The organism is Kitasatospora viridis, from assembly GCF_007829815.1.
GTDB classification, from domain to species: domain Bacteria; phylum Actinomycetota; class Actinomycetes; order Streptomycetales; family Streptomycetaceae; genus Kitasatospora; species Kitasatospora viridis.
In genome coordinates, this window is sequence record NZ_VIWT01000001.1 from 4,682,490 (window position 1) to 4,701,759 (window position 19,270).

At 73.2% G+C, this 19,270-nt stretch carries 20 protein-coding genes; 8 read left to right on the forward strand and 12 right to left on the reverse strand.

Annotation, left to right across the window (positions count from 1 at the left end; translation table 11 throughout):
- Window positions 1-65 precede the first annotated feature (65 nt).
- From lpdA to cobU, 5 genes are all read right to left on the reverse strand, one after another.
- Window positions 66-1,454, reverse strand: a complete 1,389-nt coding sequence (lpdA, locus tag FHX73_RS21105; protein WP_145906486.1) for a dihydrolipoyl dehydrogenase — start codon at window positions 1,452-1,454, stop codon at window positions 66-68.
- Between the two features lie 437 nt (window positions 1,455-1,891).
- Entirely contained in the window at window positions 1,892-3,382 is a 1,491-nt protein-coding gene (locus FHX73_RS21110; RefSeq protein WP_145906487.1) for a leucyl aminopeptidase, read from the reverse strand.
- A gap of 180 nt (window positions 3,383-3,562) precedes the next feature.
- A complete protein-coding gene (locus FHX73_RS21115; RefSeq protein WP_246213872.1) occupies window positions 3,563-4,330 on the reverse strand; it encodes an adenosylcobinamide-GDP ribazoletransferase in 768 nt (255 codons plus the stop codon).
- Window positions 4,327-5,442, reverse strand: coding sequence for a nicotinate-nucleotide--dimethylbenzimidazole phosphoribosyltransferase (locus tag FHX73_RS21120; protein WP_145906488.1), 1,116 nt, complete (start codon window positions 5,440-5,442; stop codon window positions 4,327-4,329). Before FHX73_RS21120 ends, FHX73_RS21115 begins: the two co-directional genes overlap by 4 nt.
- 40 nt (window positions 5,443-5,482) lie before the next feature.
- Window positions 5,483-6,037: a bifunctional adenosylcobinamide kinase/adenosylcobinamide-phosphate guanylyltransferase gene (gene cobU, locus FHX73_RS21125; RefSeq protein WP_425461406.1), complete on the reverse strand. Its 555-nt coding sequence runs from the start codon at window positions 6,035-6,037 to the stop codon at window positions 5,483-5,485.
- Window positions 6,038-6,119: 82 nt separating this feature from the next.
- Here cobU and FHX73_RS21130 point away from each other — a divergent pair, with 82 nt between their 5' ends.
- Window positions 6,120-6,320, forward strand: a complete 201-nt coding sequence (locus FHX73_RS21130) for a hypothetical protein (protein WP_145906490.1) — start codon at window positions 6,120-6,122, stop codon at window positions 6,318-6,320.
- Window positions 6,321-6,353: 33 nt separating this feature from the next.
- Here the strand turns inward: FHX73_RS21130 and FHX73_RS21135 are convergent, their stop codons facing one another.
- Window positions 6,354-7,070 carry a class I SAM-dependent methyltransferase gene (locus FHX73_RS21135; protein WP_145906491.1) on the reverse strand — a complete coding sequence of 239 codons (717 nt, stop codon included), beginning with the start codon at window positions 7,068-7,070 and terminating at the stop codon, window positions 6,354-6,356.
- A gap of 242 nt (window positions 7,071-7,312) precedes the next feature.
- Window positions 7,313-7,912 (reverse strand): DUF3043 domain-containing protein, encoded by a 600-nt coding sequence (locus tag FHX73_RS21140; protein ID WP_145906492.1) that lies wholly within the window; start codon window positions 7,910-7,912, stop codon window positions 7,313-7,315.
- Window positions 7,913-8,155: 243 nt separating this feature from the next.
- Here FHX73_RS21140 and FHX73_RS21145 point away from each other — a divergent pair, with 243 nt between their 5' ends.
- Together FHX73_RS21145 and pspAA are read left to right on the forward strand one after the other, a co-directional pair.
- Entirely contained in the window at window positions 8,156-8,962 is an 807-nt protein-coding gene (locus FHX73_RS21145) for a PspA/IM30 family protein (RefSeq protein ID WP_145908426.1), read from the forward strand.
- Window positions 8,963-8,999: 37 nt separating this feature from the next.
- The gene (gene pspAA, locus FHX73_RS21150) at window positions 9,000-9,293 is read left to right on the forward strand and encodes a PspA-associated protein PspAA (RefSeq protein ID WP_145906493.1); all 294 of its coding nucleotides are present in this window, start codon (window positions 9,000-9,002) and stop codon (window positions 9,291-9,293) included.
- A 75-nt stretch (window positions 9,294-9,368) separates the two neighbouring features.
- Here pspAA and nadA read toward each other — a convergent pair whose 3' ends face one another.
- Window positions 9,369-10,550 (reverse strand): quinolinate synthase NadA, encoded by a 1,182-nt coding sequence (gene nadA, locus FHX73_RS21155; protein ID WP_145906494.1) that lies wholly within the window; start codon window positions 10,548-10,550, stop codon window positions 9,369-9,371.
- 185 nt (window positions 10,551-10,735) lie between these two features.
- Between nadA and FHX73_RS21160 the strand changes: the two genes are divergently transcribed.
- The 3 genes from FHX73_RS21160 to FHX73_RS21170 all read left to right on the forward strand — a co-directional run bounded on the left by FHX73_RS21160 (window position 10,736) and on the right by FHX73_RS21170 (window position 13,680).
- On the forward strand, window positions 10,736-11,662 hold the full coding sequence (locus FHX73_RS21160; protein WP_145906495.1) for an NADP-dependent oxidoreductase: 927 nt from the start codon (window positions 10,736-10,738) through the stop codon (window positions 11,660-11,662).
- 70 nt (window positions 11,663-11,732) lie between these two features.
- Window positions 11,733-12,185, forward strand: coding sequence for an Lrp/AsnC family transcriptional regulator (locus FHX73_RS21165; RefSeq protein ID WP_145906496.1), 453 nt, complete (start codon window positions 11,733-11,735; stop codon window positions 12,183-12,185).
- Between the two features lie 127 nt (window positions 12,186-12,312).
- Complete coding sequence (locus FHX73_RS21170) at window positions 12,313-13,680, forward strand: pyridoxal phosphate-dependent decarboxylase family protein (protein WP_246213626.1); 1,368 nt, start codon at window positions 12,313-12,315, stop codon at window positions 13,678-13,680.
- Window positions 13,681-13,757: 77 nt separating this feature from the next.
- Here FHX73_RS21170 and FHX73_RS21175 read toward each other — a convergent pair whose 3' ends face one another.
- Complete coding sequence (locus tag FHX73_RS21175) at window positions 13,758-14,636, reverse strand: GNAT family N-acetyltransferase (RefSeq protein WP_145906497.1); 879 nt, start codon at window positions 14,634-14,636, stop codon at window positions 13,758-13,760.
- A 194-nt stretch (window positions 14,637-14,830) separates the two neighbouring features.
- Between FHX73_RS21175 and erpA the strand changes: the two genes are divergently transcribed.
- Window positions 14,831-15,184, forward strand: coding sequence for an iron-sulfur cluster insertion protein ErpA (gene erpA, locus FHX73_RS21180; RefSeq protein ID WP_145906498.1), 354 nt, complete (start codon window positions 14,831-14,833; stop codon window positions 15,182-15,184).
- A 91-nt stretch (window positions 15,185-15,275) separates the two neighbouring features.
- On the opposite strand, the gene FHX73_RS21185 is transcribed toward erpA, so the two are convergent.
- Together FHX73_RS21185 and FHX73_RS21190 are read right to left on the reverse strand one after the other, a co-directional pair.
- On the reverse strand, window positions 15,276-16,013 hold the full coding sequence (locus FHX73_RS21185) for a hypothetical protein (protein WP_145906499.1): 738 nt from the start codon (window positions 16,011-16,013) through the stop codon (window positions 15,276-15,278).
- A gap of 117 nt (window positions 16,014-16,130) precedes the next feature.
- Complete coding sequence (locus FHX73_RS21190) at window positions 16,131-16,337, reverse strand: hypothetical protein (RefSeq protein ID WP_145906500.1); 207 nt, start codon at window positions 16,335-16,337, stop codon at window positions 16,131-16,133.
- 224 nt (window positions 16,338-16,561) lie between these two features.
- On the opposite strand from FHX73_RS21190, the gene FHX73_RS21195 reads away from it, so the two are divergent.
- Window positions 16,562-17,539, forward strand: a complete 978-nt coding sequence (locus FHX73_RS21195) for a carbohydrate kinase family protein (RefSeq protein WP_145906501.1) — start codon at window positions 16,562-16,564, stop codon at window positions 17,537-17,539.
- Here FHX73_RS21195 and FHX73_RS21200 read toward each other — a convergent pair whose 3' ends face one another.
- A complete protein-coding gene (locus FHX73_RS21200) occupies window positions 17,540-18,955 on the reverse strand; it encodes a cysteine desulfurase/sulfurtransferase TusA family protein (RefSeq protein ID WP_145906502.1) in 1,416 nt (471 codons plus the stop codon).
- Between the last annotated feature and the right edge of the window lie 315 nt (window positions 18,956-19,270).

Genomic DNA, 19,270 nt, shown 5'->3' on the forward strand with positions numbered 1-19,270 from the left:
GTTTCAGCGACTCCTATCAAGTCTTGCGTTCAGGAATTCTCGGACAAGTGGGGGGCGAGAGCGGATCAGTCGTGCGCGTGCAGCGGCTTGCCGGCCAGCGCCAGGTGCGCCTCGCCGAGCGCCTCGGACTGCGTCGGGTGCGCGTGGATCAGCTGCGCGACCTCGGCGGGCAGCGCCTCCCAGTTGTAGATGAGCTGGGCCTCGCCGACCTGCTCACCCATCCGGGCGCCGACCATGTGGACGCCGACCACGGCACCGTCCTTGACCTGGACCAGCTTGATCTCACCGGCGGTCTTGAGGATCTTGCTCTTGCCGTTGCCGGCCAGGTTGTACTTGACGGTGACGACCTTCTCCTTGCCGTACAGCTCGACCGCCTTGGCCTCGCTGATGCCCACCGAGGCGACCTCGGGGTTGGAGTAGGTGACCCGCGGCACGCCGTCGTAGTCGATCGGCACGGCCTTCAGGCCGGCCAGCCGCTCGGCGACCAGGATGCCCTCGGCGAAGCCCACGTGGGCCAGCTGCAGGGTCGGGACCAGGTCGCCGACCGCGGAGACGGTGGGCACGTTGGTGCGCATGTACTCGTCGACCAGGACGTAGCCGCGGTCCATCGCGACCCCGGCCTCCTCGTAGCCCAGGCCCTGCGAGACCGGGCCGCGGCCGATCGCGACCAGCAGCAGGTCGGCGTCGATCTGCTTGCCGTTCTCGGTGGAGACCCGGACACCGGTCTCGGTGTACTCGACACCCGAGAAGCGGGCCTTGAGCTCGAACTTGATGCCCCGCTTGCGGAAGGCGCGCTCCAGCAGCTTGGAGGAGTTCTCGTCCTCCAGCGGCACCAGGTGCGGCAGCGCCTCGACGATGGTGACGTCGACGCCGAAGGACTTCCAGACGGAGGCGAACTCGACGCCGATCACGCCGCCGCCGAGGATGACGGCCGACTTCGGGATCCGGTCGAGCTTGAGGGCGTGGTCCGAGGAGATCACCCGGTCGCCGTCGATGGTCAGGCCGGGGAGCGACTTCGGCACCGAGCCGGTGGCCAGCACGATGTGGCGGCCCTCGACCCGCTGGCCGTCGACGTCCACCGAGGTCGGCGAGGAGAGGCGGCCCTCGCCCTGGATGAAGGTGACCTTGCGGGAGGCGACCAGGCCCTGCAGGCCCTTGTACAGGCCGCTGACCACGTCGTCCTTGTACTTGTGGACGCCGTTGATGTCGATGCCCTGGAAGGTCGCCAGCACGCCGAACTCGGCGGCCTCGCGAGTCTCGTCGGCGATCTCGGCGGCGTGCAGCAGCGCCTTGGTGGGGATGCAACCCCGGTGCAGGCAGGTACCGCCCAGCTCGCCCTTCTCGACCAGGGCCACGCTCAGGCCCAGCTGAGCGGCACGGAGCGCCGCGGCGTAACCGCCGCTTCCGCCTCCGAGGATGACTACGTCGAAAACGGTGCTGGCGTCGTTCGCCACGTCACGTCCTCCATGCAATGGGTGTGGATCGTCCGGGCCGGTGCTGGTTTCCGCCTGTGCTGGATCGTCCAGCTTTCGGAAAGCCCTTGTGGGGCGCCCCAGCCGTGCCGGAAATACATCTTCGCACTTGTTCAACGCGACTGGTGTCCGGGTCCACTCCCCGGGGGGTCCAGCTGGTGGACCCGCACCCCGGCGGGACCCGCTGCGGGGCCCGTCAGCGCAGGTCACAGGCCTGGAATCGGGGGCCTTCGGGCTCGCCCGGGCCGCGTGTGACGGATGGTTCTTCCACTCAGTGGAACAAAGTTTCGCCGGAGGCGAACAGACGTCTGTACGGCGCCAGTGGCCTACCGATCGGTAACCGGGGCGAAAAGTCAAGGGGGAGAACGGCAGGGCCCGGTGCGGAAACCGCACCGGGCCCTGTGGGGCGCACGCCGGGATCAGCCCTGCGCGGTCTCCGCCGCCAGCTGCACCAGGGTCCGCACCGCGCTGCCGGTGCCGCCCTTCGGGGTGTAGCCGAACGGCGCGCTCTCGTGGAACGCCGGACCCGCGATGTCCAGGTGGGCCCAGTCGATGCCCTCGGCCACGAACTCCTTCAGGAACAGGCCGGCCACCAGGCCGCCGCCCATCCGGTTGCCCATGTTGGCGATGTCGGCGATCGGCGAGTCCATGCCCTTGCGCATCTCGGCGGGCATCGGCATCGGCCAGGACTGCTCGCCGGCCCGGCCGGCCACCGCGTGCAGCTTGTCGCGGTACTCGTCGGTGCCGCCCATCACACCGAAGGTGCGGTCGCCCAGGGCCAGCACCATCGCGCCGGTCAGGGTGGCCACGTCGACGATCGCGTCGGGGCCCTCCTCGCCGGCCCGGACGATCGCGTCGGCCAGCACCAGGCGGCCCTCGGCGTCGGTGTTCAGCACCTCGACGGTCTTGCCGCCGTACATCCGCAGCACGTCACCCGGGCGGGTGGCGGTGCCGGACGGCATGTTCTCGGCCAGCGCCAGCCAGCCGGTGACGTTGACCGCGAGGCCCAGGCGCTTGGCCGCGACCACGGCGGCGAACACGGCGGCGGCGCCGGCCATGTCGCACTTCATGGTCTCGTTGTGGCCGGCCGGCTTCAGCGAGATGCCGCCCGAGTCGTAGGTGATGCCCTTGCCGATGAACGCCAGGGTGCTCTTGGCCTTCGGGTGGGTGTAGGCGATCTTGACCAGCCGGGGCGGGTTGGCCGAGCCGTTGCCGACGCCCAGGATGCCGCCGAAGCCGCCCTTGGTCAGCGCCTTCTCGTCCAGCACCTCGACCTTGAGGCCGTGCTCCTTGCCGACCGACTGGGCGATGCTCGCGAAGGACTTCGGGTTCAGGTCGTTCGGCGGGGTGTTGACCAGGTCGCGGGCCCGGTTCATCTCCTCGCCCAGCACGGTGGCGCGCTCGATCGCGGCCTTGGCGTCCTTGCTGCCCTTGCGGCTGGTCAGCACGGTGAGCTCGCCGACCGGCTCCTTGCCGCCCTCGCCGGTGCGGTAGGCGGAGAAGTCGTAGGCACCCAGCAGGGCGCCGAGCGCGACCGCCTCGACCTCCTCGGCGGTCTCGGCGGGCAGCGCCAGACCGGCCTTCTTCGCCCCGGCCAGGGTGCGGCCGGCCACACCGGCGGCCCGGCGCAGCGTCTCGGCCGAGTAGGACTCGGCGGCCTCGCCCAGGCCGACGGCCAGCACGAAGCCCGCCTTGGCACCGCTGGGCGCCGGCAGCTTCACGGCCTCACCCTCGGCGCCGGTGGCGCCCAGGGTGCTGAGCAGGTCGGCCAGCCGGCCCTCGAACGCCTCGGTCACGGCCTCCGCGCCGGCGGCGACCACCAGGCCCTTGGGGCCCTTCGCCACGCCGACCACCAGGGCGTCCGCGCGCAGCGCGGTGGGGGAGGAGGTGCTCACAGACAGTGCAGTCACGTAATTGCGTCCTGTTCTTTCGCGGTCCACGGCCGGATGTGCGGCAGATGGCTACAAGCCCCAGCATGCTCCGTGGTGACGGCGCAGGGCTACGGTGCTCCAGGCATGGTAGTCCGCATGTTGGGATGGTGTGCCCCGTGGGAGCGGTCCCGAAAACCGGTGACTGCGCTGGCGATCCGGTCAGGGACCGAGCGTGATCGCCAGCAGTGCCGCGGTGCCCGCGGTCTCCACCAGTGCGCCGAGCACGTCGCCGGTGACCCCGCCGAACCGCCGCACGCAGCGCCGCAGCAGTGCGGCGGCGGCCAGTTGACCGAGGATCAGGGCCAGCGCGTACCGGGGGTGACGGCCGATCAGCGCCACCGCGAGGGCCGCCAGCGCGGTGCCGGCCAGCGCGGCCCGGGGCGTCACGGTGGCGGCGACCATGGCGCCCAGTCCGCCCGGCCGGGCGGCCGGCACCGGGCGCAGGCAGCCCCAGGCCAGTGCGCACCGCCCGGCCACCGCGCAGGTCACCGCGGCCACTAGGCCACGCTCCGCCGAGTGGGCGAACTGCTCTTCCAGTGCGGCCAGTTGACCGACGATCAGGAGCACCAGGGTGAGCACGCCGAACGGGCCGATGTCGGACTGCTTCATGATCCGCAGGGCGTCCTCGGCGGGCTTGCCGCTGCCCAGCCCGTCGGCCACGTCGGCCAGCCCGTCCAGGTGCAGACCCCGGGTCAGCCCGGCCAGCACGGCGAGCACCGCGACGGCCGCCAGCAGCGGCCCGCCGCGCGGCGCGACCAGCGCGCCGAGCCCGCCGGCCAGGGCGCCGAGCACCAGGCCGACCAGCGGTGCGGCCAGCATCGCCCGGCCGCCGGCCTCCCGGTCCCAGCGCTCGACCCGGACCCGGAAGACCGTCAGGGTGCCGAAGGCGAAGCGCAGGCCGGGCAGCCGCAGGGCGGACCCGCTCAGAGCTTGCCCAGCAGTTCGGCGGCGGTGGGCAGCCGGGGCGGGGTGCGCTTCGCGGCCGGGTGGGCGGGCTCGAACAGCTCCTCGGCCAGGGTGTCGGAGGCGGCCTGCAGCAGCGGCAGCGCCAGCACCGCGGCGACGCCCTCGCCGGTGGTGACCTGCTGCTCGTGCAGCGGGGTCAGGGTGAGCCGGTCGTAGGCCTTGGCCAGGGCCGGCTCGCCGGTCAGCGCGGCGGCCCGCCACCACTCCGGTGCCCGGAACGCGATCCGCTGGGCGACCAGCGCGCAGGCGGCGGAGACCACGCCGTCCAGCACCACGGGCAGCCGGCGCACCGCGGCCTGCAGCAGGAAGCCGGTGATCGCCGCGAAGTCGGCGCCGCCGGTGGCCGCGAGCAGCGCCAGCTGGTCGCCGAGCACGGGCCGGGCCCGGCGCAGCGAGTCGCGGATCGCCGCGCACTTGACCATCCAGACCCGGTCGTCGATGCCGGAGCCGCGCCCGCAGACGGCGGCCGCGTCGGTGCCGCAGAGCGCGCCGATCAGCACCGCGGCCACGGTGGTGGAGCCGACCCCGAGGTCGCCGAGCAGCACCAGGTCGGTGCCCAGGTCGGCCTCCTCGTCGGCCAGTTCGACGCCGGCGGCGAAGGCCCGGGCGGCCTCGTCCGGGGTGAGCGCGTCGGTCCGGTCGATCCGCCCGGAGCCGCGGCGCACCCGGAACCGGGTGACCTCCTCGGGGAACTCGTCCTCGGGCGCGTCCACCGCGAGGTCGACCACCCGCAGTTCGGCGCCGTACCGGCGGGCCAGCTTGGCCACCGGCGCGGTGCCCTCCAGCACTTCGCGCACCCGGCGGGCGGTGCCGCCGGCCGCCGGCAGCCGGGAGACGCCGAGCTCGGCGATGCCGTGGTCGGCGGCGAACAGCAGCACCTTGGCCGCGCCGACCGGGCGGACCGGCGAGGCCCCCTGCACGGAGGCGAGCCAGCTGCCCAGTTCCTCCAGCCGGCCGAAGCCGCCGCGCGGCTGGTCCAGCTCCTGCCAGCGCTCCTCGGCGGTGCGGCGGGCGCCGTCGTCGGGGCGCTCGACGCGGGAGGCGAACATATCGAGATCCACGGTGGTGTCCATCGCGGGGAACCTTACCAATCGGCTCCGCCCCGCAGGGGGGTCAGGAGGCGGCGTTCTTGATGGTGAGCGCCTGACCGGCGACCACCAGCAGCACCTGGTCGGCCGACTCGGCGACCGCCATGTTGAGCCGGCCCAGGGTGTCCCGGAACCGTCGCCCGGCCGCGGTGGCCGGCACCACGCCCAGCCCGACCTCGTTGCTGACCAGCACCACCCGGCGCCGGGTCAGCCGGACGGCCTCGGCCAGCTCGGCGCAGCGCATCGTCACGGAGGTCTCCGCCCAGCGGGCCCACTCGTCGTCGTCCCAGGCGTTGGCGCCGTCCATCACGTGGGTCAGCCACAGGCCCAGGCAGTCGATCAGCACCGGTGCCGGGTCGGCGGCGTCGGCCAGCACCCGCTCCAGCTCCCAGGTCTCGGCGGTGCGCCAGCCGTCCGGTCGGCGGGCCCGGTGCAGCTCGACCCGCCGGGCCCAGTCCGCGTCGTCCGCCCGGGTTCCGCCGGTGGCCACGTAGAGCACGTCGGGGTGGTCCAGGAGCAGCTGCTCGGCCCTCGTCGACTTGCCGGAGCGGGCCCCGCCGAGGATCAGGGTGCGTGTCATACGCTCCATCCTGGCCCACCGGGGTTGAGCGGTGGCAGGGCGGGCAGCCTGCCTGCTGAGCAGTCGACAGAAGGAGCGGACCATGGCGTGGACCTGGAAGTACCTGGCGGCGGACGGCGCGGTGGCCGGTCCGGCCGAGCCGGCCGAGGACTTCGGCAGCCAGGGCGACGCCGAGAGCTGGATCGGCGAGGAGTGGAAGACCCTCAAGGCGGACGGCGTGGACCGCGTGGTGCTGCTGGAGGATGGCGCCGAGATCTACACGATGAGCCTGCAGGAGTCCTGACGGGGCGTCACCGGGGCGTGCCGTGCCGGTCGGCTACTTGGTGCCGACCAGGTGCATCAGCGCGGCCACCTGCCGGTACGGGTCCGCCCGGCCGGCCCGGTCCTCGGCGTCCAGCAGCTGGCCGAGCTGGCGCCCGTCCACCGGGGCCGCGTGGTCCGGCATCGCGTCGGTGAAGACCCGCACGCCGTACCAGTGCCGCAGCGGCACCGAGACCTCGCGCAGCGTGGTGGCCAGGTCGGCCAGCCGGTCGGCGCGGGCGGTCAGGCCCAGCCGGTTGGTGTAGTGGTCCGAGTCGAAGGCCTGCAGGGCGGCCCGCCAGTCACCGGTGAGGCCGGCCCGCATGGCCAGCGCGTCCCGGTTGCGGGCGAGCAGCGAGAGCAGGCCGGCGGGCGCGACCATCCGGGCCAGCGAGGCGATCAGCGGGCCCGGGTCGGGCAGGTACATCAGCACGCCGTGGCAGAGCACCACGTCGAAGCTGCCGGGCGCGAACCAGCGCCCGCAGTGGTGGCCGTCCCCGCTGAGCAGCCGGACCCGCTCGCGCACCTGCGGCGGCTCGGCGCCGAGCATCGCCTGGGCGGCGCCCAGGGTGACCGGGTCGGAGTCCAGGCCGGTGATCCAGTGGCCGGCCCGGGCCAGCCGGACCGCCTGGGTGCCCTGGCCGCAGCCGACGTCCAGCACCCGCAGCGGGGCCCTGGTGGCCCGCTCGCCGAAGTGCCCGGTCAGCTGCTCGGCCAGCTGGCGGCCGACCATCTCCTGGCGGACCAGGTTGTGCAGGCCGCCCTGCCGGTCGAGCCAGGCGCCGGCACCGCCGGCGAAGGAGCCGCTGCGGGCCGGCAGGCCGTGCTGCCCGGCGTACCCGTGGGCGGCGTGGCCGGCCTGCTGGTGGCCGCGGTCGTGCCCCCCGCCGGCCTGCCCGGGCAGCGCGTACGGACCGGGCCCACCGCCGTTGACCGGGCTGGCGGGCGGCCGGTCGTACGGCAGCGGTTCCGCGGTCAGGGGTGCTCGCCCCGCTTCACCTGCGGCTTGGGCAGCCGCAGCCGGCGCAGCTGGAGGTTGCGCATCAGCGCGTACATCACGGCGCCGCGGGCGTTCTCCTCCGGGAAGCGGTTGGCGAGCGCGCGGCGCAGGCCGAAGCTGAGCCGGGCGAAGTCGATCACGACCAGGATCAGGAAGAGCAGGAAGAGCAGCGTGGAGAGCAGCTGCAGCAGCGGCACCCGGAGCACGCTGAGCACCAGGATCAGCACCGCGAACGGCAGGAAGAACTCGGCGACGGACCAGCGGGAGTCCATGTAGTCGCGGGCGAACCGGCGCACCGGGCCCTTGTCGCGGGCCGGCAGCGCCCGCTCGTCGCCGTTCAGCAGCGCCTCGCGCTGCTTCTCGCGCTGCACCCGCAGGCGCTCGCGCGACTGGCGGGCCGCCTCCTTGCGGTCCTTGGGCACGGTCACCCGCTGGCGGCGATTGGCCTCGGCGTCGCTGCGCTTCGGGGTGGGGCGGCCCTTCTTCGCCTGCGGATCGCGGGACTGGGGCGCGGCGTCCTGCTCGGCCAGTGCGGTGGCGGAGGAGGGGGCTTCATCTGAACGGCGTCGGAACACACGACCAGGGTACGGGGTGGCCGTCCCGGACGACGGACCCCAGGGGCGGCCCGACCACGGGTGAGGGTCCGGATCCACCTCGGGGAGGACGCCGGGACCGGTCCCGTCGTAGCAGTCTTGTTGCAGGTAGGTGTACTGCGGTCATTGCCACGCTGCACCTACACTCGCAGTAGATAATTCGGTACGAGATAGCAATCCGCAGCCCGGAGAAGGGGGCACCCGAGGCCCATGAGCGACGGAATCATGAAGCGTATGGGGTTGATCTTCCGCTCCAAGGCCAACAAGGCCCTGGACCGGGCGGAGGATCCCCGCGAGACGCTCGACTACTCGTACCAGAAGCAGCTCGAACTGCTGCAGAAGGTCCGCCGCGGGGTCGCCGACGTGGCCACCTCGCGCAAGCGCCTGGAGCTCCAGCTGACCCAGCTGCAGCAGCAGTCGGCCAAGTACGAGGACCAGGGCCGCAAGGCGCTCTCGCTGGGCCGGGAGGACCTGGCCCGTGAGGCGCTGACCCGCAAGTCGTCGATGCAGTCCCAGATCAACGACCTCCAGGTGCAGTACCAGCAGCTGCAGGCCGAGGAGGAGAAGCTCACGCTCGCCTCCCAGCGCCTGCAGGCCAAGGTGGACGCCTTCCGCACCAAGAAGGAGACCATCAAGGCGACCTACACCGCCGCCCAGGCGCAGACCCGGATCGCCGAGTCGTTCTCCGGCATCTCGGAGGAGATGGGCGACGTGGGCCTGGCGATCCAGCGGGCCGAGGACAAGACGGCGCAGATGCAGGCCCGGGCCGGCGCGATCGACGAGCTGCTCGCCTCCGGCGCGCTGGACGACTCCTCCGGCCTCGGCCGCAAGGACGACATCGAGGCCGAGCTGGAGCGGGTGGCCGGCGGCAGCGACGTCGAGCTGGAGCTCGCCCGGATGAAGGCCGAGCTGGGCGGCGGGCCGTCCGGCCCGGCCGCGATCGAGCAGGGCAACGGCGGTTCGCAGCACCAGCAGCAGCCGGGCCACGGGCAGCAGGACACCCCGCCCGGCACCATCAACTACCAGAAGTGACGTCCAGCCAGCTCCGAACGCAGGGAGATAGACCGGCATGATCATGCGGATCATGGGGGAGGGCCAGTTCGAGGTCGCCGACGAGCACCTCAACCGGCTGAACCAGCTCGACGACGAGCTGCTCGCGGCGCTGGACTCGGGTAACGAGACGGTGTTCCGCAGCACCCTGGACAACCTGCTCGGCGCGATCCGGGAGGTCGCCACCCCGGTGGCGGCCGACTACCTGGGCCCGTCCGACTCGATCCTGCCGCAGGACGGCGCCACCATCGAGGAGGTCCGCGAACTGCTCCGGGCCGAGGGCGACGGGCTGATCCCGGGCATCCCGGAGTAGGTCCGAGCACGTACCGAACGAGAGGGGCGGCACACCGAACGGTGTGCCGCCCCTCTCGGCGTGCGCGGGCGGCGCCTACGGCAGGGCCAGCATCCGGTCCAGCGCTGCCTTGGCGTACTTCTCGGTCTCCGGCTCCACCGTGATCACGTTCGGCACCCGGCCCTCGACCAGCGACTCCAGCGCCCAGACCAGGTGCGGCAGGTCGATCCGGTTCATCGTGGAGCAGAAGCAGACCGAGCGGTCCAGGAAGACGATCTCCTTGTCCGGGTGGGCGTTGGCCAGCCGGCGGACCAGGTTCAGCTCGGTGCCGATCGCCCACTTGGAGCCGGGCTCGGCGGCGTCCAGGGCCTTGATGATGTACTCGGTCGAGCCGACCTCGTCGGCGGCGGCGACCACCTCGTGGCGGCACTCCGGGTGCACCATCACGGTCACGCCCGGGATCCGCTCGCGGACCTCGCGCACCGAGTCCACGGTGAACCGGCCGTGCACCGAGCAGTGGCCGCGCCAGAGGATCATCTTGGCGTCGCGCAGCTGCTCGACGGTCAGGCCGCCGTTCGGCTTGTGCGGGTTGTAGAGCACGCAGTCGTCCAGCGAGAAGCCCATGTCCCGCACCGCGGTGTTGCGGCCCAGGTGCTGGTCCGGCAGGAAGAGCACCTTCTCGCCCTGCTCGAAGGCCCACTCCAGGGCGCGCTTGGCGTTGGAGGAGGTGCAGATGGTGCCGCCGTGCTTGCCGGTGAAGGCCTTGATGTCGGCGGAGGAGTTCATGTAGGAGACCGGCACCACGGTGTCGGCGATCCCGGCCTCGGTCAGCACGTCCCAGCACTCGGCGACCTGCTCGGCGGTGGCCATGTCGGCCATCGAGCAGCCGGCCGCCAGGTCGGGCAGCACGACCTGCTGGGCGGCGGTGGTGAGGATGTCCGCGGACTCGGCCATGAAGTGCACGCCGCAGAAGACGATGTACTCGGCCTCCGGGCGGGCCGCGGCGTCGCGGGCGAGCTTGAAGGAGTCACCGGTGACGTCGGCGAACTCGATGACCTCGTCGCGCTGGTAGTGGTGGCCCAGGATGAAGACGCGGTCACCGAGCTTGGCCTTGGCGGCGCGGGCGCGCTCGACCAGGTCCGGGTCGGAGGCCGGAGGCAGGTCGCCGGGGCACTCCACGCCGCGCTCGCTGTTCGGGTCGGCCTGGCGGCCGAGCAGGAGCAGGGCGAGCGGCGTGGCGGCGGGCTCGGCGAAGCTGGTGTCAACGGTGGTGGTCACGGGCGGGTGCCCTCCTGTGCGGCCGGACGCTCCCAGCCTTCTCGTCTATCTGACGTTATCTATGATAACCCGTTCGCGTCACTCTGACGATGGACATCGTGTCGATGTGACGCGATCGTCTGTGCGGTCTGTAGTGGCCCCGCGCAGCCGGTGCGGGGTGCCCTGGGAGCGTGTTTGCTGGAGCAATGAAGGCAATCGCGATCAATCGCTACGGTGGCCCGGAGGTCGTCGAGTACCTCGACCTGCCGGACCCCAAACTGGCCCCCGACGCGGTGCTGGTGCGGGTCCGGGCGGCCGGCGTCAACCCGGTGGACCGGCAGGTCCGCGAGGGCCTGGTGGACGCCGTCCTGGACGTGCACTTCCCGCTGGTCCTGGGCTGGGACGCGGCCGGGGTGGTGGAGCGGGTCGGCCCCGGCGTCACCGAGTACCAGGTGGGCGACAAGGTGATGGGCTACGTCCGCAAGGACTCCGTGCAGCACGGCACCTACGCCGAGCTGGTCGCCGCTCCCGTCCGGACCCTGGCGCACAAGCCCGCCTCGCTCGACTGGGCGCAGGCCGGCGGCCTGCCGCTGGCCGGGCTGACCGCCTACCAGGGGCTGCGCGACGCGCTCGCGGTCAAGCCCGGCGAGACGGTGCTGATCCACGCGGCGGCCGGCGGGGTGGGCAGCTTCGCCACCCAGATCGCGGTCGCGCTCGGCGCTCGGGTGATCGGCACCGCCGGCGAGCACAACCACGAGTACCTGCGCTCGCTGGGCGCCGAGCCGGTGCGCTACGGCAGCGGCCTGGTCGACCGGGTCAGGGCGCTCGCACCGCAAGGCGTGGACGCGGCCTTCGACCTGGTCGGCGGCCCGGCGCTGGCGGCCAGCCGGGAGCTGGTGGCCGACCCGGGGCGGATCGCCTCGATCGTCGACCCCGCGGTGCTCGACCTGGGCGGGCGCTTCGTCTTCGTCCGCCCCGACGCCGCCGACCTGGCCGCGCTCGCCGACCTGGCCGACGCCGGCCGGCTCACCGTCAACGTCGCCGCGACCTTCCCGCTGGCCCAGGCCGCCTCCGCCCAGTCGCTCAACGCCGAGGGCCGGACCAGGGGCAAGATCGTCCTCACGGTGGACTGATCACCGGCGTTCGGGAGAATGGGGACGACACCGCCGTCCGCAATCCGAACCACCCGGGAGACCTCCGGCCATGAGCAGCAGCAGACCGCCGGTCGACCTGGACGAGACCGACCGCCTGCTCCTCGCCCACCTGGGCCGGGACGGGCGGGCCTCGTACGCCGAGATCGGCCTGCTCGCCAACCTCTCCGCCACCGCCGTGCGCCGGCGGATCGACCGGCTGCGGGCCCGCGGCGTGGTCCGCGGCTTCACCGTGGTGCTCGACCCGGAACTGCTCGGCTGGCAGACCGAGGCCTTCGTCGAGGTGTACTGCCGCGAGCGCACCGCCCCCGAGGAGATCCTGGCCAGCCTGCGCCAGTTCCCCGAGGTGGTCGCGGCCTGGACGGTCACCGGCGACCCCGACGCGCTGGTGCACCTGCGGGCCGCCGACACCCGCCACCTGGAGGCGGTGATCGAGCGGATCCGCAAGGAGCCCGGGGTGCAGCGCAGCCGCAGCTCGGTGGTGCTCTCCCGGCTGATCGGCTGACGCAGGAATCCTGCGCGCCGGGCACGGAAGACGCTCGAAAACTGCCCGGCACGGCGCATTCGGACGCGCGCGCGTTCGACCTCGCTGCCTAGGCTGAACAGCAGTTATTCAGTCGAAGGAGCCTCCAGTGAGCCGCGCCCCGCACCGCATGCACCAGCCCGACAACGACCTGGTGGACCTGGTCTTCGGCTACATGCGCGAGCGCCTGCAGTACGACCCGGTGCCGCTCGACCACCCCGGCGACGGCGAGCAGCTGCGGGCCCACCTGGCCGGCCTGCTGAACGAGCACGGCAACGCGCCGGCCGACGTGCTCAAGCTCTACGACCACGAGCTGTCCCGCGCGGTGATCTCCGCCGACAGCCCGCGCTACCTCTCGTTCATCCCGTGCGCGCCGACCAAGGCCGCGCTGCTCTTCGACATGGTGGTCTCCTGCGCCTCGCTGCAGGGCATCTCCTGGCTGGAGGCGGCCGGGGCGATCGCCGCCGAGAACCAGGTGCTGCGGCTGATAGCCGACCGGGCCGGGCTGCCCGACACGGCCGGCGGCACCTTCGTCTCCGGCGGCTCGGCCGGCAACCTCTCCGCCCTGGTGGTCGCCCGGGACACCGCGCGCCGCAAGCTGGGGGTCGGGCCGGAGGTGCGGCTGCGGATCGCGGTGGCCGACCAGGTGCACTCCTCGGTGAAGAACACCTTCAACATCATCGGCGTGGAGGCCTTCAAGGTCCCGACCGTGGACCGCCGGTTCACCGGCGAGGCGCTGCGCGCGGCGCTCGCCGCCGACCCCAACCCGGAGACCGTGATCGCCGTGGTCGGCACCGCCGGCACCACCAACGAGGGCATCATCGACGACCTGCAGGGGCTCTCCCAGGTCACCCGCGAGCGCGGGCTGTGGTTCCACGTGGACGGCGCCTACGGCGGGGCCGGCCTGTTCGCCCCGTCGGTCCGCGAGCGCTACAACGGCATCGAGCACGCCGACTCCTTCGTGGTGGACCCGCACAAGTGGCTCTTCGCGCCGTTCGACTGCGCCGCGCTGATCTACCGCGAGCCGCGCCTGGCCAAGGCCGTGCACACCCAGGACGCCGGCTACCTGGACGTGCTGCACCACGAGGGCGACGAGTGGAACCCCACCGACTACGCCTACCACCTGACCCGCCGGGCCCGCGGCCTGCCGCTCTGGTTCTCGCTCGCCGTGCACGGCACCCAGGCCTACACCGACGCGATCGAGGCCGGCCTGACCCTGGCCCGCGAGACCGCCGAGCTGATCCGCCGCACCCCGCACCTGGAGCTGCTGCACGACCCGCAGCTCTCCGCGGTCTGCTTCCGCCGCACCGGCTGGACCGAGGAGCAGTACTACGCGTGGTCCCGGCAGCTGCTCGCGGACCAGGTGGGCTTCGTCACCCCGACCGGCTGGGACGGCGAGACGGTGGCCCGGTTCGCCTTCCTGCACCCGGGCACCACGATGGAGATGGTCCGGGAGATCCTCGACACCATGGTCTGAGGCACACCCTCCAGCTCCTGGAGCCACCTCCCGACTCCTAGAGGCACCTCCCGACTCCTAGAGGCACCTCCCGACTCCTAGAGGAAGCCGCCGCTCGGCAGGTACGCCGGCGGCGGCTTCATGCCGCGCAGGGCCAGGTAGCCGCGGTTCTCCAGGGTCAGCCCCAGGTCCAGGCCGACGTCCACCGCCCACTCCTGGTCGGCGGTCAGCCACTCCACCTTGGCCGGGGTGCCGACCGGCACCCGGGCCAGCGCCTCCAGCAGCAGCCGGGCGGCGAGCCGGCGGGAGGTGGCCGCCAGCAGCTTGACCGTGCCGCCGTCGCGGTAGCAGTAGCCGGTGCCGGCCATGGTGTCGCAGACCAGCAGCTCCTCGTAGTGGGCGAGCATCAGCTGGTGGTCGACGCCGTGCGCGGCGTCGCGCACCCGGCGGTCGATCGAGTCCAGCAGCTCCAGGTGCTTGGCGGTGCCGCGCAGCACCGGCAGCTCGGCGGCCGGCGGCAGCCCGGCGCGGTCCACCTCGCCGCTCAGCCGCATGGTCGGATGCAACTGGAAGCCGGCCCGGCGGTAGCGGCGGGCGGCCGCCGGGTCCACCGAGACGGTGATCATGCCGCGCAGGCAGCCGCGCCCGTGCTCGGCGGCCCGCTCCAGCAGCAGCCGCCCGACGCCCCGGCCCTGGTACTCGGGCAGCACCGCGGTCAGCGAGAGGATCCACACCCCCTCCCGGCGGGCCGACAGCGCGAAGCCGACCGGCCGGTCCTCGGCCACCGCGAGCCAGCAGCCGCCCGGGTCGGCGGCGGCCAGGTGCCTGGTCCGGGCGCGGTGGAAGACGTCCTGAGCCTCGGTCGGCAGGTGCTGCGGGCCGCCGTCACCGGAGGCGAGGTTGCCGAAGGCTGCCAGGGCGATCTCCCGGACGGCCTCGGCGTCGGCGTGGGAGTCGCGCAGTTGACGAAGGATCATCCCCCCATCTTCGCCGCCCGGCCCCGGACCGTGCCCCGGATTTTGCTCATGTGCGAGCATGGAACGGACAACGCGGACGGGCTCGGGCCCGCTCGCCGCGCACAAGGAACGCCAGAACCTCTGCCCGGAATCAAACCGGGCAGCCGCTGGTTGGCACTGGCGGCACAAATGTCGTCACAGACCGGGAGTAACAGATGACCGTCCAGGACGAGACCACCGTCGAGAGTGGTCTGCTCCTTACCGATGCCGCAGCGGCCAAGGTGAAGGCCCTGCTGGACCAGGAGGGCCGCGACGACCTCGCGCTGCGGGTCGCCGTGCAGCCTGGCGGCTGCTCGGGCCTGCGTTACCAGCTGTTCTTCGACGAGCGCTCGCTCGACGGCGACGTCGTCAAGGACTTCGGTGGCGTCAAGGTCGTCACCGACCGGATGAGCGCCCCGTACCTGGGCGGCGCCACCGTCGACTTCGTCGACACCATCGAGAAGCAGGGCTTCACCATCGACAACCCCAACGCCACGGGCTCCTGCGCCTGCGGCGACTCGTTCAGCTAAGCGACAGCGGTAGCCGAACGGCACACGGCGGCGGCCCCCGGAACCTTCCGGGGGCCGCCGCCGTGCTGTTCGCTGTGCCGTTCGGCGCGGGTCAGTTGCCCGCGCTCACCGGGCCGCCGTTCGGCGCCGACTCCAGCGGCACCGCGGAGCCGTCCCGCAGGCTGACCACCGAGCGGCCGTTCAGCGGCTGCGCCATGGTGCCGACGACCGACTGCTGGCGGGCCAGCGCCGGGCACATCTGGCCGGTGGGCTGGCGCTGGGTGATGATCACGTCCACCCCGACCACGCCCGGCTTGTCCTCACTGATCTTCAGGCCGTACTTGTCGCAGATGCCGCCGTCGAAGAAGACGGTCAGCTGGTTGCCCTTGGCCAGGTAGCTCAGCGGCTTGAAGGCCGCCGTGGGGTGGATCGGGTCCACCGGCTCCGGGGTGACGCCGCCGTTGCCGGGGGTGGGCTGCGCGGGGGCGCCGGGGGTGTTGTTGCCCTGCGGCGCCGGGGTGGGTGCGGAGCCACCAGCGCCCGTGCCGCCGCTGCCGCTGCCGCTGCCGGCGCCGGCGGAGGCCGAGCCGCCCGGGGCCGACGGGTCGGTGGAGCCGGGGGCCGAGGGCGCGCCGCTGGTGGCGCCCGTGGAGGCGGAGCCGGAGGGCGAGGCGCTGGAGGACGCCGAGGAGCTCGCGCCGGCCGTGTCGTGCTTGGCGCCGCTGCTGCTGCCGCAGGCGCTGACCGCCGCGGTCACCGACAGCAGCAGGGCGGCCGCTGCCAGCGCCCGCCGGCGGGCCGGCTGCCGGTGCGGAGCGGCCGGGCGGGGTGCGGTGGTCTTCTCGTCCATGGTGCGACGTCCTCCAGTGTTCGGCGGATCCCTGCTCGCAGCGGGTGGCTGCGCGGATCTGACGTGGCACCGCCGAAACCGGTTCCCGGTTCCCCGGAGCGGGTTCCGCGCCCGGGCTCAGCCGCCGTACTCGGCCATGGTGGCGACCAGTGCCCGGGTCCGGGCCGGCACGGTGATCGGGCGGTGCGGCGCGGAGCCGGGCTGGGGGGTGCCCACCTGGGCCGGCCAGAACCGGTTGAGCCGCCGCGAGGAGTCCAGCAGGGCGGCCAGGGTGTCCGGATCGGCCTCGCCGTGCTGGTGCGCGGGGGAGTGGGTGGGCTGCATGCGGAGGGGCTCCGATCGCCGGCCGCGGCGGCGCTGCCGCGGACTTCGGACCCCGGTCGGGCCCGTTGATCGCGACCCTAGGCGGCCCGGCGGCGCCCGGCCAGGCTTACCCGGTGGTAGTCCTCCGGCCGGCCCGAGAACGGGCGATCGCTACCTGCCCGGCACCGGCGGCCGGTACCGTGTGGGGGTTGTTCAGCAGCGCCCCCTACCGAGGAGTACACCCCGTGCGCATCGCCGTCGCCGGTTCGATCGCAACCGATCACCTGATGACCTTCCCGGGTCGGTTCGCGGACCAGCTGGTCCCCGAGCAGCTGCACACCGTCTCCCTCTCGTTCCTGGTGGACACGCTGGACATCCGCCGCGGCGGCGTGGCCCCGAACATCGCGTTCGGCATGGGCCTGCTCGGCCAGCGCCCGGTCCTGGTCGGCGCGGCCGGCGCCGACTTCGCCGAGTACCGCGCCTGGCTGGACCGGCACAACGTGGACACCGAGTCGGTGCGCATCTCGGAGAGCCGGCACACCGCCCGGTTCATGTGCACCACCGACCAGGACCAGAACCAGATCGCGTCGTTCTACACCGGCGCGATGAGCGAGGCCCGCAACATCGAGCTGAAGCCGATCGCCGACCGGGTCGGCGGCCTGGACCTGGTGCTGATCGGCGCCGACGACCCGGAGGCGATGGTCCGCCACACCCAGGAGTGCCGCAGCCGGGGCTACGCCTTCGCCGCCGACCCCTCGCAGCAGCTGGCCCGCCTGGAGGGCGAGGCGATCCGGGAGATCGTGGACGGCGCCGCCTACCTGTTCAGCAACGAGTACGAGGCCGCGCTGATCGAGTCCAAGACCGGCTGGGGCCCCGACGAGATCCTGGACCGGGTCGGCACCCGGATCACCACGCTGGGCGCCAAGGGCGCGCGGATCCAGCGCAAGGGCGAGCCGGACATCACCGTGCCCTGCGCCCCCGAGCTGACCAAGGCCGACCCGACCGGTGTCGGCGACGGCTTCCGGGCCGGCTTCCTCTCCGGCCTGGCCTGGGGCCTGGGCCTGGAGCGCTCCGCGCAGCTCGGCTGCATGGTGGCCACCCTGGTGATCGAGTCGGTCGGCCCGCAGGAGTACGAGCTGCGCCCGGCCAAGTTCCTGGAGCGCTTCCAGGGCGCCTACGGCCAGGAGGCCGCCGCCGAGCTGGCCGACAAGCTCGACGCCTGATCAGTCGGTGCGCCGCACCAGGTAGGCGGTGCCCCGGTCGCCCCCGTAGTCGGCGGCCGGGGCCTCGCCGCCGTACTCCTGACCGCGCATCTGGCACCAGGCGGGGATGTCCAGCCGGGCGGCCTCGTCGTCGGACAGCACCGCGACCAGGCCGCCGGGGGCCACCTCGCCGATCCGCCGGGCCAGTGCGATCACCGGCAGCGGGCAGCGCTTGCCCAACTCGTCCAGCACCAGGGTCCGCTGGGCGGCGGGTGCGGGTGCGGGTGCGGGGGCGGGCAGGTCGAGGCCGAGCGGTTCGCGGACCCGGGCGACCAGCTCCGGCAGCACCGTGAGGAACCGGTCCACCTGGGCCGCGGTGGTGCCGGCGGGCAGCGAGACCCGGACGTTGCCCTCGGTCAGCACGCCCATCGCGGCCAGCACGTGACTGGGGGTCAGCGTGCTGGAGGTGCAGGAGGAGCCGGAGGAGACCGCGAAGCCGGCCCGGTCCAGCTCGGTGAGCAGCACCTCGCCGTCGACGTAGAGGCAGGAGAAGGTGACCAGGTGGGGGAGTCGGCCGACGGGGTCGCCGACCACCTCGACCTCCGGAACCAGCCGCGGCACCTCGCGCCGGATCCGTTCCACCAGGGCGTGCAGCCGGGCGTTCTCGGCCGCCGCCCCGTCCCGCACGGCGCGCAGCGAGGCGGCCGCCGCGACGATGGCCGGCACGTTGACGTAGCCGGGGACCCGGCCGCCCTCCCGTTCGTCGGCCGGCAGCGCGGAGTTGAACCGGGTGCCCTTGCGCACGGCCAGCACGCCGACCCCGGCCGGGCCGCCCCACTTGTGCGCGCTGGCCGTCAGCAGCGACCAGCCGTGCGGGACCGGCAGCCGGCCGGCGCTCTGCGCGGCGTCCACCAGCAGCGGTACGCCGCCGAGGAGTTCGGCCGTCTCGGCGACCGGCTGCACCGTGCCGACCTCGTGGTTGGCCGACTGGAGCACCGCGAGCGCGGTGTCCGGGCGGACGGCGGCGGCGAACCGGGCGGGGTCGACCCGGCCGAGCCGGTCCACCGGGACGCTCTCGGCCTCGCCGCCGTCGGCCGCGTGCCGCTCGGCGGTGTGCAGCACGCTGGAGTGCTCGACGGCGGAGTGCAGCAGGTGACGGCCCGTCCGGCGGCGCCCGCGCAGCGCGCCCAGGACGCCGAGTTGGACGGCCTGGGTGCCGCCGGCGGTGAACGAGACCTCGTCGGGCCGGGCGCCCAGCACCTCGGCGACGGTCTCCCGGGCCGCGTCCAGCAGCATCCGGGCCTGTCGGCCGGAGCGGTAGAGCCGGGCCGGGTCGGCCCAGCCCTCGTCCAGGGCGGCGGTCAGTGCCTGGCGTGCGACGGGGTGCAGGGGGGCGGTTGAGGCGGCGTCGAAGTAGGCGCTCGGGGAGGACGACACACCGGACACCGTACCGGCCCCTCACGAACCGTCAGTCGATCTCCGCGGGCGGGTGGGTTTTGTCCGCTTCGTCCCCGTCCGACGGACCGTCACCCGGTCGTCCCAGTGGGCTCACTCGATCGGGCGTACGGAGTCCGAAAGGCCGCCATGACCTGGGAGTCCGCGCTTGCGGCGGCTGATCGGGTAGCCGGGCGGCGCGTTACCGGGACCTGCTCGTCAGGTCCGCATAAGGCTGGAGTAGGGTTTGGCCCGCATAAGCATTCAAACCGTGCCCGTGGACGGGTCGCCGGGGAGGCAACAGTACTCCGGGGGCGG

Bases quoted from the DNA above. Each gene is read 5' to 3' on its own strand.
- FHX73_RS21120 (WP_145906488.1), bottom strand. From the start codon at position 5,442: ATGGACACCACCGTGGATCTCGATATGTTCGCCTCCCGCGTCGAGCGC.
- cobU (WP_425461406.1), bottom strand. From the start codon at position 6,037: ATGACACGCACCCTGATCCTCGGCGGGGCCCGCTCCGGCAAGTCGACG.
- FHX73_RS21130 (WP_145906490.1), top strand. From the start codon at position 6,120: ATGGCGTGGACCTGGAAGTACCTGGCGGCGGACGGCGCGGTGGCCGGT.
- FHX73_RS21135 (WP_145906491.1), bottom strand. From the start codon at position 7,070: ATGGTCGGCCGCCAGCTGGCCGAGCAGCTGACCGGGCACTTCGGCGAG.
- FHX73_RS21145 (WP_145908426.1), top strand. From the start codon at position 8,156: ATGAAGCGTATGGGGTTGATCTTCCGCTCCAAGGCCAACAAGGCCCTG.
- pspAA (WP_145906493.1), top strand. From the start codon at position 9,000: ATGATCATGCGGATCATGGGGGAGGGCCAGTTCGAGGTCGCCGACGAG.
- FHX73_RS21160 (WP_145906495.1), top strand. From the start codon at position 10,736: ATGAAGGCAATCGCGATCAATCGCTACGGTGGCCCGGAGGTCGTCGAG.
- FHX73_RS21165 (WP_145906496.1), top strand. From the start codon at position 11,733: ATGAGCAGCAGCAGACCGCCGGTCGACCTGGACGAGACCGACCGCCTG.
- FHX73_RS21175 (WP_145906497.1), bottom strand. From the start codon at position 14,636: ATGATCCTTCGTCAACTGCGCGACTCCCACGCCGACGCCGAGGCCGTC.
- erpA (WP_145906498.1), top strand. From the start codon at position 14,831: ATGACCGTCCAGGACGAGACCACCGTCGAGAGTGGTCTGCTCCTTACC.
- FHX73_RS21185 (WP_145906499.1), bottom strand. From the start codon at position 16,013: ATGGACGAGAAGACCACCGCACCCCGCCCGGCCGCTCCGCACCGGCAG.
- FHX73_RS21190 (WP_145906500.1), bottom strand. From the start codon at position 16,337: ATGCAGCCCACCCACTCCCCCGCGCACCAGCACGGCGAGGCCGATCCG.